The sequence below is a fragment of the Photorhabdus australis DSM 17609 genome, from assembly GCF_000711895.1.
Lineage (GTDB): Bacteria > Pseudomonadota > Gammaproteobacteria > Enterobacterales > Enterobacteriaceae > Photorhabdus > Photorhabdus australis.
Map to the genome: position 1 here is coordinate 16,554 of NZ_JONO01000035.1, position 16,167 is coordinate 32,720.

Annotated in this window: 19 protein-coding genes; 16 read left to right on the forward strand and 3 right to left on the reverse strand. The window is 42.8% G+C overall.

Annotation, left to right across the window (positions count from 1 at the left end):
* Positions 1 to 22: 22 nt before the first annotated feature.
* From flgE to flgL, 8 genes are all read left to right on the forward strand, one after another.
* Positions 23 to 1,237, forward strand: coding sequence for a flagellar hook protein FlgE (gene flgE / locus BO26_RS11350; protein ID WP_036771450.1), 1,215 nt, complete (start codon positions 23 to 25; stop codon positions 1,235 to 1,237).
* An 18-nt stretch (positions 1,238 to 1,255) separates the two neighbouring features.
* On the forward strand, positions 1,256 to 2,011 hold the full coding sequence (locus tag BO26_RS11355) for a flagellar basal body rod protein FlgF (RefSeq protein WP_036771451.1): 756 nt from the start codon (positions 1,256 to 1,258) through the stop codon (positions 2,009 to 2,011).
* A gap of 23 nt (positions 2,012 to 2,034) precedes the next feature.
* Entirely contained in the window at positions 2,035 to 2,817 is a 783-nt protein-coding gene (gene flgG, locus BO26_RS11360; RefSeq protein ID WP_036771452.1) for a flagellar basal-body rod protein FlgG, read from the forward strand.
* Positions 2,818 to 2,891: 74 nt separating this feature from the next.
* The gene (locus tag BO26_RS11365; protein ID WP_036771454.1) at positions 2,892 to 3,644 is read left to right on the forward strand and encodes a flagellar basal body L-ring protein FlgH; all 753 of its coding nucleotides are present in this window, start codon (positions 2,892 to 2,894) and stop codon (positions 3,642 to 3,644) included.
* A gap of 12 nt (positions 3,645 to 3,656) precedes the next feature.
* On the forward strand, positions 3,657 to 4,766 hold the full coding sequence (locus BO26_RS11370; RefSeq protein ID WP_036771455.1) for a flagellar basal body P-ring protein FlgI: 1,110 nt from the start codon (positions 3,657 to 3,659) through the stop codon (positions 4,764 to 4,766).
* Entirely contained in the window at positions 4,766 to 5,707 is a 942-nt protein-coding gene (gene flgJ, locus BO26_RS11375) for a flagellar assembly peptidoglycan hydrolase FlgJ (protein ID WP_036771457.1), read from the forward strand. The genes BO26_RS11370 and flgJ overlap by 1 nt, the downstream gene beginning before the upstream one ends.
* Positions 5,708 to 5,834: 127 nt before the next feature.
* Positions 5,835 to 7,478 (forward strand): flagellar hook-associated protein FlgK, encoded by a 1,644-nt coding sequence (gene flgK, locus BO26_RS11380; protein ID WP_036771459.1) that lies wholly within the window; start codon positions 5,835 to 5,837, stop codon positions 7,476 to 7,478.
* An 84-nt stretch (positions 7,479 to 7,562) separates the two neighbouring features.
* Positions 7,563 to 8,528 (forward strand): flagellar hook-associated protein FlgL, encoded by a 966-nt coding sequence (flgL, locus tag BO26_RS11385; protein ID WP_036771460.1) that lies wholly within the window; start codon positions 7,563 to 7,565, stop codon positions 8,526 to 8,528.
* Between the two features lie 173 nt (positions 8,529 to 8,701).
* On the opposite strand, the gene BO26_RS11390 is transcribed toward flgL, so the two are convergent.
* Entirely contained in the window at positions 8,702 to 9,025 is a 324-nt protein-coding gene (locus tag BO26_RS11390; RefSeq protein ID WP_036771462.1) for a hypothetical protein, read from the reverse strand.
* 577 nt (positions 9,026 to 9,602) lie between these two features.
* Here BO26_RS11390 and BO26_RS24065 point away from each other — a divergent pair.
* The 8 genes from BO26_RS24065 to BO26_RS11415 all read left to right on the forward strand — a co-directional run bounded on the left by BO26_RS24065 (position 9,603) and on the right by BO26_RS11415 (position 14,826).
* The gene (locus tag BO26_RS24065; protein WP_236637436.1) at positions 9,603 to 9,845 is read left to right on the forward strand and encodes a contractile injection system protein, VgrG/Pvc8 family; all 243 of its coding nucleotides are present in this window, start codon (positions 9,603 to 9,605) and stop codon (positions 9,843 to 9,845) included.
* Between the two features lie 53 nt (positions 9,846 to 9,898).
* Positions 9,899 to 11,362, forward strand: a complete 1,464-nt coding sequence (gene tssI, locus BO26_RS11395; RefSeq protein WP_236637437.1) for a type VI secretion system tip protein TssI/VgrG — start codon at positions 9,899 to 9,901, stop codon at positions 11,360 to 11,362.
* Entirely contained in the window at positions 11,355 to 12,209 is an 855-nt protein-coding gene (locus BO26_RS23125) for a DUF4123 domain-containing protein (RefSeq protein WP_051690955.1), read from the forward strand. Before tssI ends, BO26_RS23125 begins: the two co-directional genes overlap by 8 nt.
* Positions 12,158 to 13,261 (forward strand): hypothetical protein, encoded by a 1,104-nt coding sequence (locus BO26_RS11405; RefSeq protein ID WP_051690956.1) that lies wholly within the window; start codon positions 12,158 to 12,160, stop codon positions 13,259 to 13,261. Before BO26_RS23125 ends, BO26_RS11405 begins: the two co-directional genes overlap by 52 nt.
* On the forward strand, positions 13,233 to 13,826 hold the full coding sequence (locus BO26_RS21580) for a hypothetical protein (RefSeq protein ID WP_477707024.1): 594 nt from the start codon (positions 13,233 to 13,235) through the stop codon (positions 13,824 to 13,826). Before BO26_RS11405 ends, BO26_RS21580 begins: the two co-directional genes overlap by 29 nt.
* Positions 13,827 to 13,872: 46 nt before the next feature.
* The gene (locus tag BO26_RS23490) at positions 13,873 to 14,031 is read left to right on the forward strand and encodes a hypothetical protein (RefSeq protein ID WP_157835549.1); all 159 of its coding nucleotides are present in this window, start codon (positions 13,873 to 13,875) and stop codon (positions 14,029 to 14,031) included.
* A 124-nt stretch (positions 14,032 to 14,155) separates the two neighbouring features.
* Positions 14,156 to 14,410, forward strand: a complete 255-nt coding sequence (locus BO26_RS11410) for a type II toxin-antitoxin system prevent-host-death family antitoxin (protein ID WP_036771464.1) — start codon at positions 14,156 to 14,158, stop codon at positions 14,408 to 14,410.
* Complete coding sequence (locus BO26_RS11415) at positions 14,410 to 14,826, forward strand: type II toxin-antitoxin system VapC family toxin (protein WP_036771500.1); 417 nt, start codon at positions 14,410 to 14,412, stop codon at positions 14,824 to 14,826. Before BO26_RS11410 ends, BO26_RS11415 begins: the two co-directional genes overlap by 1 nt.
* 221 nt (positions 14,827 to 15,047) lie before the next feature.
* Here BO26_RS11415 and BO26_RS11420 read toward each other — a convergent pair whose 3' ends face one another.
* Both BO26_RS11420 and BO26_RS11425 read right to left on the reverse strand, forming a co-directional pair.
* A complete protein-coding gene (locus BO26_RS11420; protein ID WP_236637439.1) occupies positions 15,048 to 15,374 on the reverse strand; it encodes a helix-turn-helix domain-containing protein in 327 nt (108 codons plus the stop codon).
* A 231-nt stretch (positions 15,375 to 15,605) separates the two neighbouring features.
* Positions 15,606 to 16,013: a cytidine deaminase gene (locus BO26_RS11425; RefSeq protein WP_036771466.1), complete on the reverse strand. Its 408-nt coding sequence runs from the start codon at positions 16,011 to 16,013 to the stop codon at positions 15,606 to 15,608.
* Between the last annotated feature and the right edge of the window lie 154 nt (positions 16,014 to 16,167).

Below are 16,167 nucleotides of genomic sequence, written 5' to 3' on the forward strand. Positions count from 1 at the left end.
AAGAATTTTAACGGAGAATAGTATGGCTTTTTCACAAGCAGTAAGTGGTTTGAATGCCGCGGCGGGTAATTTGGATGTTATTGGTAATAATATTGCTAACGCGGCGACATATGGCTTTAAATCCAGCACGGTTGCTTTTTCTGACATTTTCGCCGGTTCTCAGGTGGGGCTGGGGGTAAAGGTATCGGGTGTTAATCAGAATTTTAAAGATGGTACGCCAACGACGACCAATCGCCCTCTTGATTTGGCGATCACTCAAAGCGGTTTTTTCCGTATGCAAGGCGGTGATGGTAAGATCTACTATTCCCGTAACGGTCAATTCAAGATGGATGAGAACCGTAATATTATCAACATGCAAGGCATGAAATTGACCGGCTATCCCGCGGCCAGTGTCAATGGTGGCGCACCGGAGATTCAGAAAGGGGCTAACCCGGAGCCGATTACAATACCTCAAGGTATACTGGCGGCTAAAGCGACAACCAAGGTTACGATGACAACCAACCTTAATTCGATGCATAAAAAACCGACAGACGCTTTCTCGCCAGAAAACAAGGATTCGTATAACTATCCTGCTAGTGTCACCACCTTTGATAGCTTGGGTAATCCACATAATATCAAGGTTTTCTTTGTTAAAACGAACGATAATGAATGGCAGATTCATGCTCAGGATAGTGCGGTAGAAGGCGCTACAACCACTTCGTTGGGGACGTTGAAATTTGATGGCAACGGTAAGCTGATTGGTGACAATAATCAGTTCACATTTAATGTTCCCTCTCTGAATGGTTCTAATGCCGCTGATATCACTATTGATTTTAATGGCAGTAAACAGCAAAAAATTGATGCTGATAGCATATCGACACTCAAGACAGACGGTTATGCCGCAGGTGAATTTAGTGGCTACCGTATTGAGCAAGATGGCAGCGTAGTCGGCACCTATTCCAATAAACAAACCCAATTATTGGGTCAGATCGTGCTGGCTAACTTTGCTAACCCAGAGGGGATGTCGGCGCAGGGGGATAACGTTTGGGTAGAGACCGGCGCTTCTGGTAACCCTGTTGTTGGTATTGCGGATTCTGGCGGTTTTGGCAAATTGCTCAGTGGTACGCTGGAAGCGTCCAACGTCGATATGAGCCAGGAACTGGTTAATATGATTGTTGCCCAACGCAACTATCAATCCAATGCGCAGACCATCAAAACTCAGGATCAGATCCTGCAAACGCTGGTCAGCATGCGCTGATAGTTTCAGGATAGCATTATGGATCATGTCATTTATACCGCAATGGGCGGTGCTCGTCAGACACTAGAGCATCAGGCAGTGACGGCAAATAATCTGGCGAATGCATCAACTCCGGGTTTTAAGGCGCAACTGGCTGCTTTGCGGGCAGTGCCTGTTGAAGGGGCTGCCTTTAATACCCGAACTTTGGTTGTGGCTTCAACGCCCGGTTCTGACAATCGTCAGGGGCCGATGAACTATACCGCACGTCCGCTGGATGTGGCGATTGGGCCGGGAGGATATCTGGCGGTTCAGCTTGAAGATGGTTCCGAGGCTTATACCCGTAACGGTAGCATTCAAATTTCAGCGGAAGGTCAGTTAACTATCCAGGGTAACTTGCTGATGAGTGAAAACGGCCCGATTGATGTTCCGCCACAAGCTGAATTAACCCTGGCGGCTGATGGCTCGATCTCTGCCTTGGTTGCCGGTGATCCACCAACTTTGCTGGGACAACTTGGCAAATTGAAAATAGTGAAGCCTGAGGAGAATCAGCTGGTTCGTGGTGATGATGGTCTTTTCCATATGACTGAGCAAGCCCAGGAGTTACAGGGTGATGTCTTGCCAGCCAGTGATGAGGTGAAATTAATGCCGGGGACGCTTGAAGGCAGTAACGTCAACCCAATGGAAAGCATGGTGAGTATGATTGACAACGCTCGTCGTTTTGAAATGCAAATGAAAGTCATCCATAGCTCAGATGAAAATGCACAACGTGCTAATCAGCTGTTGTCAATGAGTTGATTTAGACACAGAGGATAAAACCGATGATCCGATCATTGTGGATTGCTAAAACTGGGCTAGATGCCCAGCAAACCAATATGGATGTGATTGCCAATAACCTGGCAAACGTCAGCACCCATGGTTTTAAACGCCAGCGTGCGGTCTTTGAAGATCTGCTTTACCAGACTATTCGTCAACCCGGAGCGATGTCATCGGAACAAACCCGCTTACCTTCTGGTTTACAGATAGGTACCGGGGTGCGTCCGGTAGCAACAGAACGTATACATAGCCAGGGAAATTTATCTGAAACTAATAACAGTAATAATGTTGCCATTAGAGGGAAGGGGTTCTTTCAGGTTCAGTTACCTGATGGTAGCAGTGCTTACACCCGTGACGGTTCATTTCAAGTAGATCAAAACGGACAGTTGACCACCGCTAACGGTTTTTTGATATTTCCTACCATTACCATTCCTGATAACGCGACGGATATCACCATTGGCCGTGATGGTGTTGTCAGTGCGAAAATACAGGGGCAATCGACACCTCAGCAAGTGGGTCAATTTACCCTGACAACTTTTATCAATGAGAGTGGGTTAGAAAGTATTGGTGAAAACCTTTATGTAGAGACGAGCAGCTCTGGTGTACCGATTGAAAATACACCAGGAATCAATGGCGCAGGGTTGCTCCAGCATAAATATGTAGAAACATCTAACGTCAATATTGCTGAAGAATTGGTCAATATGATTCAGACGCAGCGTGCTTATGAAGTTAACAGTAAGGCGGTGTCGACGTCTGATCAGATGCTACAAAAACTGACTCAGTTATAACCTAATCGTCAATCAGAATTGCGGGGGAACACTCAGTTTCCCCGTTATTTAGGGATAAATTAAGAGTATCGAAGATGGATACAATGGCTGTTGCCGAGATCAGCGCTGTTTGTCAGTTCCGCCATTTACGGAAAAGTGTGGCAAATAAACGGCGTGGCAGTATAGCACTAGCGGTATTGTTATTAACGGGCTGTGCGTATATCCCGCAAAAACCTTTGGTTGAAGGGGCAACCACCGCAGCACCTTCTGCGACAACCGCTCCAGTCCCTAATGGGGCTATTTTCCAAGTAGTACAGCCTATTTATTATGGTTATCAGCCGCTATTTGAAGATCGCCGCCCACGAAATATTGGCGACACTTTGACGATTACATTGCAGGAAAATGTCAGCGCCAGCAAAAGTTCTTCTGCTAATGCCAGCCGTAATGGAAAAAACACATTTTCCGCCGCACTGACTCCTCGTTTTCTTAGCGGGCTAATTGGTGGAGATAAAACCGATTTGGGCATGGAAGGTGAGAATACTTTCGGTGGGAAAGGCGGCGCTAATGCTAATAACACGTTCAGAGGGACGATTACTGTGACGGTCGATCAGTTACTGGCAAACGGTAACTTGCATGTGGTTGGTGAGAAACAGATTGCTATCAATCAAGGAACCGAGTTTATTCGTTTCTCCGGTGTTGTTAACCCTCGGACAATTAATGCTAATAACACCGTCAGTTCCAATCAGGTCGCTGATGCCCGCATTGAATATGTGGGGAATGGCTATATCAATGAAGCGCAGAACATGGGTTGGTTACAGCGTTTCTTCTTGAATGTTTCACCATTTTAAAAGGGGATGGTTATGATAAAACAATTTACTGTCAGCCTTCTTCTTGTATTGCTGGCTTTGGTGACAACGACGGCATCAGCAGAACGTATTCGTGATCTGACCACAGTTCAAGGAGTACGTGAAAATGCGTTGATTGGTTATGGATTGGTAGTGGGGCTGGATGGCACCGGTGACCAGACTACGCAGACACCATTTACTACCCAGAGTTTAAGCAACATGTTATCTCAACTGGGGATTACCGTTCCTCCGGGAACCAATATGCAGCTGAAAAACGTAGCTGCCGTTATGGTCACGGCAAAATTACCACCATTTGGCCGGGCCGGACAGAATATTGATGTAGTGGTTTCATCTCTGGGAAATGCCAAAAGCTTACGTGGCGGTACTTTGCTGATGACACCGCTAAAAGGCATTGATAATCAGGTCTATGCTCTGGCTCAGGGCAATATTTTGGTGGGCGGCGCTGGTGCCAGTGCCGGCGGTAATAGTGTGAAAGTTAATCAGCTTGCGGGTGGCCGAATTAGCAATGGGGCTGTGATTGAACGTGAATTACCCACGCAGTTTGGTGAAAATGGCATTCTTAATCTTCAGTTAAATAACGAAGATTTTTCACTGGCACAGCAAATCAGTGATGCGATTAACCGTATGCGTGGAATGGGGACAGCAACGCCGTTGGATGCTCGCACGGTGCAATTGCGTATGCCGAGAGATAAAAGTGAGCAGGTTAAATTTCTTTCTCATGTGCAGAACCTGACTGTGCGTGTCGATGTCGGTGATGCCAAAGTGATTATCAACTCCCGCACCGGCTCTGTGGTGATGAATCGCAATGTCATGCTGGATAGCTGTGCTATTGCTCAGGGGAATTTGTCTGTCACCGTTGAGAGTCAGACGGTGGTTAATCAGCCGAATACACCATTAGCGGGCGGCAGTACGGTTGTCACCCGTAACACCGGCGTAGCGGTTCGTGAACAAGGTGGCGCGTTGCAGCGGGTTAACGCCAGTGCGAGTTTGAATAGTGTTGTTCAGGCACTGAATGCATTAGGCGCAACACCGAATGATTTAATGTCAATCTTACAGGCAATGGAAAGTGCGGGTTGTCTGCGGGCGAAGCTGGAGATCATTTAATGAATGATTTTTTAACCCTGTCCGGGGCCGCTTATGATGTACAGTCGGTTAACACATTGAGATCCAATCTGGCAAAAGATCCACAACAGGGGCTACGGCAAGTAGCCCAACAAATGGAAGGTCTTTTTGTTCAGATGATGTTGAAAAGTATGCGTTCGGCTCTGCCTAAAGATGGCATGTTGAACAGTGAACAGACCCACTTCTATACTTCGATATACGATCAGCAAATCGCGCAGAATATTGCTCAGAAGGGGTTAGGTTTTGCCGATATGATACTCAAGCAGCTTTCTGACACTAAAACCGTCCCTGGCGAAATAGCGGGCAAGATGCCCATGACTCCGAATAGTGAAGTTTTGCAAACCCTGCCAAGGCAGGCACTTGAGCAGTTTATCCGCCGGACGGTACCGAAACCAGAGACGGTAACTAAGCCATTATCGCTCAACAGTAGCAACTTTGTTTCTACCCTTTCTGTTCCGGCTCAGATAGCCAGCCAGCGCAGTGGTATTCCTCATTTATTGATTATCGCTCAGGCTGCTCTGGAATCGGGTTGGGGGCAAAGAGAGATCTTGACAGTCGATGGCAAGCCAAGCCATAACCTATTTGGTATTAAAGCAAGTAAGGACTGGAAAGGTCCAGTGACCAATATTCTGACCACTGAATATATCAATGGTGAGCCGCAGAAAATGAAAGATAGCTTCCGGGTTTATAGTTCTTACGTGGAAGCGATTACGGATTACGTCAAATTACTCACAGAAAGCCCGCGTTACGCCAAAGTTGCCAGCTCTGCGACCCCGGAACAGGGGGCTTATTCTCTGCAACAGGCAGGTTATGCAACAGATCCTGGATATGCCAAAAAGTTGGTATCTGTTATTCAGCAGTTAAAAGGTGTCGGAGAACAGGCGGTAAAAGCCTATACCCACGATTTGAGTCAACTGTTCTGATTGATATTTTACTCAAGTTTTATTGAATTCAGCCGATAAATTACAGCAACTCAGACACTATTTTACCTGAAGGGTTGTTTGCCGCGTTACCGGCGGAGACATAACTAAAACGCAAAAGGATCTTCTGATGTCCAACAGTCTTATTAATACCGCGATGAGTGGCCTTCAAGCGGCTCAAATTGCTCTGGGAACCGTGGGTAATAACCTGGCAAATTCCAAAGTCCCTGGTTATAACCGGCAATCAACTGTTATCAATCAAAATGGCGGCTCAATGACGTCCGTTGGCTTTATTGGAAATGGTGTTACTGTTAGCAGTATTAACCGTCAATATAATGAATTCATTAATCAACAACTGTCTGCGGCTCAGGCGAAACAAGGTGCATTAACTACTTATTCTCAGCAAATTTCCCAGATTGATAATTTGCTGGCAGACAAAACGAATAACCTGTCAAACACCATTGATGACTTCTTTACCAGCTTACAAAATGTCATTAGTAATGCGGAAGATGATGCAGCCAGAACGACAACGATTGGTAAATCAAAAGGGCTGGTAAATCAGTTGAAAAGTGCGGATACCTTCCTGCGTAAAATGGAAAATAACATTAATCGGGGAATAACTAATTCTGCTGAGTCTATTAATAACTATGCGCGGCAAATTGCTAAACTCAATGGTGAAATTACCCGTATGAGAGGCGCTAGTAGTGCTGAACCCAACGCATTACTGGATCAGCGTGATCAATTGGTCAATGAACTGAATAAACTGGTTGGTGTGAGTGTGACTCAGCAGGATGGCGGCTCTTATAATGTTTCTTTTGCGGGCGGATTGACGTTGGTTCAGGGGACAACGGCCTATAGAGTGGAAGCGATTTCGTCCAATGCGGATAGCAGTCGCATTACATTAGGTTATGATCGTGGTTTTGGTGATGTTGTTGAAATTGATGAAAAATTCATTGATAAAGGTGAATTAAGCGGCACATTACGAGCGCGTAGTGAAGTGTTGGATAATTCCCGTAATCAATTAAACCAATTAGCATTGGTATTGGCAGATCAATTTAATCAGGTTCACCGTTCTGGTTTTGATTTGAAAGGTAAACCAGGTGAAGACTTCTTCACGTTTAATAACCCGGATATTATTGCTAATGGTAAAAATAAAGGCTCCGCTGATTTTAAAGTGGAATATACCGATACCTCAGCGGTAAAAGCTAGCGATTATCATATTAGCTATGATGGGGCTAATTGGAAAATCCAGCGCGCCTCTGATAAGGCGGATATTACTGCCAAAGTAGCAGGTAATACACTGGAATTTGATGGATTAAAAGTTGAAATTGATCCAACCAATGCAAAAGAGCATGACCGATATACACTGAAAGCGGTCAACGGTGTTATTGGCAGTATGGTGGTCAATATTAAAGATGCATCGCAACTAGCGGCAGCTGGGACTAAAGATGGCGGAAAGAGTGATAATGTCAATGCCAAAAAACTTATTGAATTGCAGAACAAAAAATTAGTAGAGGGTAAAGCTTCATTTTCGGGTGCTTATGCTTCGATGGTCAGTACTATTGGTAACCAGACCAGTACGGCAAATATTGATTTAGAAACTCAGAATAATATTACTAAACAGCTTTATGGCGAACAGCAGGCGGTTTCTGGTGTCAATATAGATGAAGAATACGGAGCATTGCAAAGTTTTCAGCAATATTATTTGGCTAATGCTCAAGTTATTCAGACTGCTACAACGTTGTTTAATGCCATTTTGGATCTGCGTCGCTAATAAACGTGCCACTTAATAAAAAAATAGCCTGAGGATATTCAGATATCCCGAGTATTTAGCTAAATATTTAAAAGGAATAACATCGTGCGCGTAAGTACCAATATATTGTATGACCAGAAAATGACGAGTATCACTTCTGCTCAATCAAAATGGATGCAGCAGGGAGCACAACTATCTAGCGGTCAGAGGGTAATTAATCCATCTGATGATCCGATGGCTGCCTCTCAGGGGGTTATGGTTGCTCAGGCTGAATCTCAGAACCAGCAATATATAACCGCTCGCTCATTTGCCAAAAACTCGATTTCTATGCAATTAAGCGTGGTATCTAAAGTTGTCGGTGTGGTTCAGAATGTTCATGAAAGTCTGGTAGCCACAGTAAACGGTGTATTAAGTGATGAAGATCGCAACTCACTGGCTATCCAACTGGAAGGATTTAAAGAGCAGCTGGTGAATTTGGGTAACACGACTGATGGTAATGGCCGCTATATTTTTGCTGGCTATAAAACGGATGTAAAACCTTTTGATGAGAGTAAAAGCGGTACAGTTAGCTATCAAGGTGGTTTTGAGGAGATGACTCAGAAAGTCGATAGCAATCGTTCGATGATCATTGGCCATACTGGAGCGCAGGTATTTCTCTCGTCTACCAGCAATCCGATAAAAGAGCCGGATGGTAGCCCCAGTGAATCCGATGTATTTAAAGCGATAGATATGGCGATTCAGTCATTGAGAACGCCACTTGAAGGGGCGGATCAAAAAACTCGTGATGACGCAGTGGAATTGCTGAATAAGGCAAACCGTGGTACTCGCAATGCGTTGAATAATGTCTCTTCTGTGGAATCGGTACTGGGTTTACAACTAAGAGAAATAGATGAATTAAATAGCCTGGGGGCAGAACGCACTCTGGCTAATAAAAGTCGTTTGAGTGAACTGCTTGACGTTGAATGGAATTCAGCAATTTCGAATTATTATCAGCAACAGGCAGTACTTCAGGCATCGTATAAGACATTTGTCGATATGAAAGGCATGTCGTTATTTGAGATGTTTCGTTAATTAAAATTTCATTGTTAATTGAATCGCTGGCTTTCAAGCCAGCGATTCTTTTCATTGAATGTATTTAATTGATCACAATTAAATATCTCAGATAATTATCTATCATGTAAATAATCCTATTTTTACTTATTTCAGTTAATTCCCTCCTGTGGTTAAAAATATATTGTTGAAACTTAAAGTGCCGGATGTGGAGGTGGGTATAAATCAGTAACTTCAGTTTCTGAGTGTAGGTAATTACTGAGATTGGTAATTACAACTCTATAGAAATAAACTGGGTTAGGCGGTGGTTGAAGAAATATAGTTTCACCAGGTTGGATATCAATAGAGGCATACTGGTTATAATCTCCGAATGGCGGTGCCCAGTAATTTATTACCCTAATAGGTGCTGGACCGTTGTTTTTTATATTAAAATCAGGATGGCGAACGGTAGGCATGATTATACTGCCACCAGTATAAACTTCAAAAGTTTGAGTAGGGTTTATATATATATTTCTCATTTTATTGTTTCCTTGTTATGACGGTTATTGTGCATATATACAGATAATTTTATCTGATAAATTTAACTTAACACTTTCCTGTGATAATTAAATATTGAAATTTATCAGTGATTTAAGATGAATGAGATAAATTGGTCGTCTTTGGGTTTCAGCTTAATAAGTAGAAAAGAATTGCTGTTGTTAGAAATATTACACTAATTAGGTTTTCTCTTTTATTACTGAGTGAGTTCAGAGATTTTGATTAATTAAATCTCGGTCATTTATTATAACTTATTAAAAATATAGGTATTCTATGTTATATCCTGTGAAAAACGCTGACTTTCAATGGAGTAAAATATCGTTTTTTATTTAAAATAAGTGAATTATGCCTTTCGTTTTCTATGCTCCCATTTATATGTTAAACGATTAAACCGATAGTCTGTTGATAATTGAAGACAGAAATTAAAGTTGAATGAACGGAACTACCGGTGAAATAGATTAGGTAATTATGTAAGTAAATAAGGTTGAATCATGGTTGTTTTAAATAATTTATTTAATTTCCTGAATCTTAATCTCACGCAATCAGAGAGGGCAGGTAATGGCAAATTCAGGACTGGTTTTTACTCTTACGGTAGGTAATCTTCCAGAGCAAACTTTTGCGGTGGTTGACTTTACCCTTAATGAAGCACTATCAACGTTGTTTTGTCTGGAAGCTACACTAACCTGCGCTGATTCGGACATTGATTTTGCCGATGTGCTGGATAATTCTGCAACACTGACTGTCCATCGTGACGGCCAACCAGAACGCAGCGTGACCGGGATTGTGACTCAGTTTGAATAAAGCACGACAGGTCGTCACCGTAGTCATTACTCCCTGACACTGCATTCCGGTTTATGGCGTGCGGGGTTGCGGGTGAACCGTTAGTTGTTTTTGTGGATTCTTATCGGATAAATGGCAATCATTCACTGCCTTACCGTCCAGAATTGGATAGCACAGGAAGCCAATGCTGTATCAATCAATTTCGTTGGTGTGAACGGGTTGGAATAGCGCGTGTTATTTTGCGGGATCGCACGTTCAAAAACCCCCGCTGGACTGCTGACTATTACTATCACGAGCGCCAACTTAACCATCAACGTTCAGATCTGCACAGCTATGATTATTATGATTTTCCGGGACGCTATAAAGATGAGACTGGCCAGCGAATCAGTCAATATCGCCTGGAAGCGCTTCGTCGTGATGCCATGTTTGGGCAAGGGAAAAGTGACTGTTTCGCCCTTTCGGCGGCGGTGGGATTCACACTTACTGATCACCCGAAAGAGAAATTTAATGCTCTTTGGCAAGTGACTCAAATCACTCATTACGGCAAACAACCGCAGGCGGATGAATCCCGTTTTGGCGAGCAAGGCACCACCTTAACCAACCATTTCACCTTTGGAGATTGTAATCGGGTATGGCGCCCTTCACCTTATCCCAAACCGCAGATTGATGGCTTACAGATTGCGACAGTTGTGGGGCCGGAAGGAGAAGAAATCTTTTGTGATGAATATGGACGGGTGCGGGTGCAATTTGCCTGGGACGAATATGGCAAATTTAATGACCAGAGTTCTTGTTGGATCAGAGTCAGTCAGGCTTGGGCCGGTCAGCGCTGGGGGATGATTGCTATTCCGCGGGTAGGTCAGGAAGTACTGGTGGCTTTTTTGCATGGCGATCCGGACCAACCGATTATTATTGGGCGAACTTATCATGCCAGCAACATCGTGCCGAACCCTCTGCCGATGGCAAAAACCCAGATGTCAATCCGTTCGAAAATCCATAAAGGAGATGGTTTTAACGAACTGCGTTTTGAAGATGAGAAAGATAAGGAGGAAGTGTTTATTCACGCTCAGAAAAATCTGGCGATTCAGGTGCTCAATTCTCGTGATGAGCAAATTAATTACAACCGCACAACCCGCATTGGACATGATGACGAACTGGTGATTGCCAACAATCGTAAAGTGACCGTTGAGGGGCAACAGGAGCATAAAACGACGGGTGACTATATTGCTCAGATTGACGGTGATAAAGCCTTGCAGGTCAAAGGAGATGTCATACAGAAAATACAGGGCGTACTTAGCGTTGATATCGCTGATGACATCACGATAAAAAGCGGGGGCAAAATCACCCTGAAAGTAGGCAGTAGTTTTATTGTCATTCATGATGGCGGTGTAGATATCAAAGGTTCGTCGATCAACCTGAATTCGGGCGGCAGTCCTGGCATCTTATTACAACCGACTAATCCAGCGATTTTACAAAGCGCGGCTCATGCTGGTTCGATGTTTGTTGCACATTGTCCGATGGAGAAAAATCATAATGGATAAAGAAAAACTTTATGTGGTTGTTGATGCCGCAACGGAATCCCAATTGCTCCTGATATTGGAGCATTTTGATCCTCCTTTCACTTGTCTCTATGATGAATCTTTACCACCTGAATTACTGAAAGTTGCACCTTATTTAGTGGAGGTAACAGAAAGGGTTCAACTTTATTTGGACGAATGGAAAACGCCTTGGGGAATTTACTTAAGCACTCAGGCGGATATGAAAACATTACATCGACATTTGCGTAAATATTTACAGGTATTATTACCAGATCAGGACAAACCGGTCTTTTTCCGGTTTTATGATCCGCGCAATATCTGGGATTTTCTTAACGTACTCAGTGACTGGGAAATTCACTGTTTTATGGGGCCAATAGATAAAATTGCTACTTGTTACCAGGAAAATATTCAACGTCATGATTTTCTTGCTATTAGAGAACAATATCCACGGGGTGCTAGCAGTAAAAGAAAACTCTTATCGATAACGCCAGAACAACTGGAAAAAATTGATGCTGCTTTTGCTGAACGTTATGTACAGACATTAGCAGCATTAATAATCGAATGGGAAACCATCGAGGGGTTTGATTACGTGGGTTATATTCGGTCGCTACTTACTGAATTAGGAAATATCGGTATTACGGATGATCACAGTGTGCGGGGAATATTAAAATTATTCTTCGCGCAAAGATACCTATCTATTGAATACGCGCCTGAACGCTGTAAACGCATATTAAATGATATTTACGAAAACAACTTTTTGTACAATATCATTGATAATGGAAAACCTACTATACAACAATGGTTCCCGGTGCTTCAAAATCTACTCCAGCACTTTACTATTTTTGGGTGAAGGTTGTTGCCACGCCAGAGGGGGAAGAAATTCCGTTGTTTTCAAGTTATGTATTCAGTAAAAATGCCTACGCTAGCAAGAAACCAGATGCGCAAATATGGTGCCCGTCATGCGAATCTATTATTGTAGAGAAATACAATAGTACTGACATTAAATGCCCTTGCTGCTTACATAACTTTAATCCCCAAAATGGACCTGCCAAGGGAACAAAAGTTGTTGACAGTAAAGGTAATGAATACAAAATTAAAGAGCTGGTATCTGGCAAAGAGTATCCACCAAAGCATAAATTGTATGCCATCATGGCGCTTAACGAAGCAGGTGAAGAGGTCTATATCAAACCGACTCAATATGACTACGACCTTTTTAATGAAGCGCGTGAACGTCTTTCCTTAATCAAAGGTGATCTTCCATTACCGACCATGAAGGTTAGACTTGGATATAACACAAACCAAGCACGTGGATATAATTACAATAATTGGTGTGACTTTTTTAATGAACGCCAATTGTTATGCCTTGGATTATTGCTTCAGCGGATATTGAAGATTAAAGATAAGGTGATTCGAGATCATTTTGTTTGCCTGTTCAGTGGAACACTTGAATTTAATAACTTGTTTTGTAGTTTTAAGGGAGAGGGTACTGGTGCTGTTCGTCATATGTTTTCTAACCATATTTTGAAACCCGAGAGAACTCCGTTAGAAAATAGCGTATGGGGAACACCGGGAAAAAGTAGTGGTACATTTTCGACATTATTTGAAAGTCGTTTGATTAAGGCGAAGACTTATCTTGATGAACCCTTTGAAGTATTTATTGAAAACAATGGGGTAAAATGTTTCTCAAAGAAAATCGTTTGCAGTGATCCGATAAGGGTCAATCCTACCCAATCATGGGAAACGTTCAAAAACGCCTCTCAAGGTGCTTTGATTTTGAATGCGGACAGTTCTTCACTTCCTATCCCTGATTCATCGGTTGATGCTGTAGTTACTGATCCACCGTATTTTGATTTTGTTCACTATAGTGAATTGAGTGACTTTTTCTATGCCTGGCATTTCTAATGCGCTTAGAGGTGAATATGAGTATTTAAATAGAAAAGATTCATCACATGAAAACGAAGTTCAAGATAGGGATAACGAAAGTTTCACAAGGAAAATTTGCAGTATTTTTAAGGAATGCAACCGAGTACTTAAAGAAGATGGTCTCTTGTGTTTCAGCTATCATCATTCGACGATAGACGGTTGGATGGCAATATATGATTCTGTCACTCAAGCCGGTTTTGACATTGTAGCTGCTCACCCGGTAAAAGCTGAAATGTCTGTTGCCAGCCCTAAAAGCGCAACAAAAGATCCTATTAATCTTGATGCAATCTTGGTGTGTAAAAAGGAAATTGATCCGCCAAAAATTGAGAATCCACAGGACGAAATCTTTTCCCGGTTCAGAGATTATGTTGAACGATTCGACGTTGTTGAAAGAAATCTAAGTGTAGGGGACTGTTTTGTAATTGCTTGCTCCCAGGCAATTACGGTTGCTTCATGCCTTCGAATGGATAGAGAATCGACGATTGACCTGATTAAATGGTCTGTTGGAACATGTGTTCAGCGTAAAAAGATATTGCTTAAATGACCAGACCAATGGCCGGATATTAAAAGTATAAGAAATAAAAGGTACTGTGCCCAAAAATGTGGGCAACGGTACCAATATTGATTCTGTTGGGTATGTACCTGTTATCTTTCAAGTTGCCTCTTTGTTGGCTGCACTCACTCACCCCGGTCACATAGTTATCTATGCTCCCGGGGATTCACTCCCTGGCCGTCGCGATGCATCTTGAAATCTATTGGGTATATATGTTTTAAGGAGTCTATTTGCGATATGGAAAAACGAACAAAACTTGCACTACTATTTGTTTTTGTAGTAACATAACTACATATCAAATTCAAGTAGGAGCTGCTGCCATGACTATTACGACTCTATCCAGCCGAGAGCTGAATCAGGACGTTACTCGCGCAAAGAAGAAGACCAAGAACGGCCCCGTATTCATTACAGACCGTGGTAAACCTGCTCATGTGCTGTTGAGCATTGAAGAATACCGGTTGCTTACAAAGCAGTATCGCAATATTGCCGATTCGCTGGCTATGCCGGGCGTTGCGGACATTGAGTTTGAGCCGCAGCGCGTGACTATCGAAACCCGTCCGGCTGACCTCTCATGATGTACGTACTCGATACCAACGTGGTGTCCGAACTACGAAAAGTTCGGGCTGGGAAGGCCGATCCGAGCGTTGCAGCATGGACTGAAAGCGTCGATGCTGCCAGCCTTTATGTATCCGCCATCACTATCATGGAGTTAGAGCTTGGTGTTTTGTTGATTGAGCGTAAGGATGCCACGCAGGGGGCCATGTTGCGTGCATGGTTGGAGCAACATGTCTTGCCGGAGTTTTCTGGGCGAACGCTACCCGTCGATACAGCCGTGGCGCAACGCTGTGCCCGGTTACATGTACCTGACAAGAACTGTGAGCGTGACGCGCTTATTGCAGCGACGGCTCTTGTGCATGGTATGACTGTAGTTACTCGCAACGTAGCCGATTTTAAGTCCACAGGGGTGACGATCCTCAATCCGTGGGAGTAAATCCTTTGTATCTAAAATGCCAGGATTATATTGACCTACCTATGTAGTGAGCGAAGTGTATACCCTTCATCTTTCAAGCTGCTGCTTTGTTGGCTGCGTTCACTTACCCCAGTCACCTAGTTATCTATGCTCCTGGGAATTCGCTCCCTTGCCGCCGCGATGTATCTTGAAATCAATAGGGTATATCCAATACCAGTTGATCATTTGAGTATTTTTTGCATCTAGATCGACGAGGTTTTTCTGAATTTAATCGGCCATAAGCTGGCCGATACGGCAGACTGACCGACACCTAATTTTTCTGCAACTTCTGATTGTGACAAGTCGCGATAAACACGCCAAGCAGCAATGATACTAATTTGTTGCTCAACTATGATCCCAACTACTTCATGTGGGATAGTTTCTTCATCATTTTCATCTACTTCATATGATACTGATACGTAATCTTCATCTCGATCAGACAGGGCTAGTAGACGTTCATACTCCTCTATAGGCAGAATTACTGATTGCCGCACACCATTTTCGTCAGTAATAAAGTTGATTCTGGGCATGAAATTTACTCCGGTTAAATTTAATCAATGTAATACAATGGATTATGATCTTTCCTTGCTATTTTTTGCTAATAGGTATTTGTTTGTCTGCGTTTTACTTCTTTGACTTCGATGATCACCTACCCTTAATTGATACTGGTTTTTGCTGCCGCTCAGCTTTGTTATATCCAGTTGAACTATTGTAAGTCTAATAATCAAGTAGTAAGCTAATAATGTTAACTACAGGGTATATTAGAGCTTTTCTCCATTAATGACCTGCCAATGGTAAGGTTGCAATTCACGAATAGTTTTAAATAACAGCTCGTTTCTCTCATTAGTCACCGCTGCTTTTACTGAGCCTCCCCAATGAACCAGACGTTCCCGACATATTCCACAGGGTGACAAGATGATATATTCACAGCCGGCATCTTCACGGCAGAGACATATAGAGTGCGTTACTGCTTCATTCAGTTTATGAGCTTCCAAATAAGCGCCAACTTCCATACAAAGAGATAATGCGTCATTTTTGGTATCAGGGGCAATGCTGGTTAATATTTTACCCGATGTTGTCCGTACTGCGGCTGCACCACCCCATCCTTTGGGGTATCGTTTTTCGATTAAGTTAACTGCGGCATTGTATAAATCTTGTTCTATATTCATTAACTTACTGCTCCATTAATACCTTCGAAAATGATTTTTTAGATGTTGTTAAAAATATATTATAAGCTAAAATACTAAAATACTAAAATACTAAAATACTAAAATACTAAAATACTAAAATACTAAAATACTAAAATACTAAAATACTAAAATA

Excerpts from the sequence above, each read along its gene's own strand:
- BO26_RS24065 (WP_236637436.1), top strand. The coding sequence starts at position 9,603 with ATGGCAAATTCAGGACTGGTTTTTACTCTTACGGTAGGTAATCTTCCA.
- flgK (WP_036771459.1), top strand. The coding sequence starts at position 5,835 with ATGTCCAACAGTCTTATTAATACCGCGATGAGTGGCCTTCAAGCGGCT.
- BO26_RS11390 (WP_036771462.1), bottom strand. The coding sequence starts at position 9,025 with ATGAGAAATATATATATAAACCCTACTCAAACTTTTGAAGTTTATACT.
- flgE (WP_036771450.1), top strand. The coding sequence starts at position 23 with ATGGCTTTTTCACAAGCAGTAAGTGGTTTGAATGCCGCGGCGGGTAAT.
- BO26_RS11415 (WP_036771500.1), top strand. The coding sequence starts at position 14,410 with ATGTACGTACTCGATACCAACGTGGTGTCCGAACTACGAAAAGTTCGG.
- BO26_RS11405 (WP_051690956.1), top strand. The coding sequence starts at position 12,158 with ATGGTTCCCGGTGCTTCAAAATCTACTCCAGCACTTTACTATTTTTGG.
- flgG (WP_036771452.1), top strand. The coding sequence starts at position 2,035 with ATGATCCGATCATTGTGGATTGCTAAAACTGGGCTAGATGCCCAGCAA.
- BO26_RS11355 (WP_036771451.1), top strand. The coding sequence starts at position 1,256 with ATGGATCATGTCATTTATACCGCAATGGGCGGTGCTCGTCAGACACTA.
- BO26_RS11410 (WP_036771464.1), top strand. The coding sequence starts at position 14,156 with ATGACTATTACGACTCTATCCAGCCGAGAGCTGAATCAGGACGTTACT.
- BO26_RS11365 (WP_036771454.1), top strand. The coding sequence starts at position 2,892 with ATGGATACAATGGCTGTTGCCGAGATCAGCGCTGTTTGTCAGTTCCGC.
- BO26_RS11425 (WP_036771466.1), bottom strand. The coding sequence starts at position 16,013 with ATGAATATAGAACAAGATTTATACAATGCCGCAGTTAACTTAATCGAA.
- BO26_RS11370 (WP_036771455.1), top strand. The coding sequence starts at position 3,657 with ATGATAAAACAATTTACTGTCAGCCTTCTTCTTGTATTGCTGGCTTTG.
- BO26_RS11420 (WP_236637439.1), bottom strand. The coding sequence starts at position 15,374 with ATGCCCAGAATCAACTTTATTACTGACGAAAATGGTGTGCGGCAATCA.
- BO26_RS23125 (WP_051690955.1), top strand. The coding sequence starts at position 11,355 with ATGGATAAAGAAAAACTTTATGTGGTTGTTGATGCCGCAACGGAATCC.
- tssI (WP_236637437.1), top strand. The coding sequence starts at position 9,899 with ATGGCGTGCGGGGTTGCGGGTGAACCGTTAGTTGTTTTTGTGGATTCT.
- flgJ (WP_036771457.1), top strand. The coding sequence starts at position 4,766 with ATGAATGATTTTTTAACCCTGTCCGGGGCCGCTTATGATGTACAGTCG.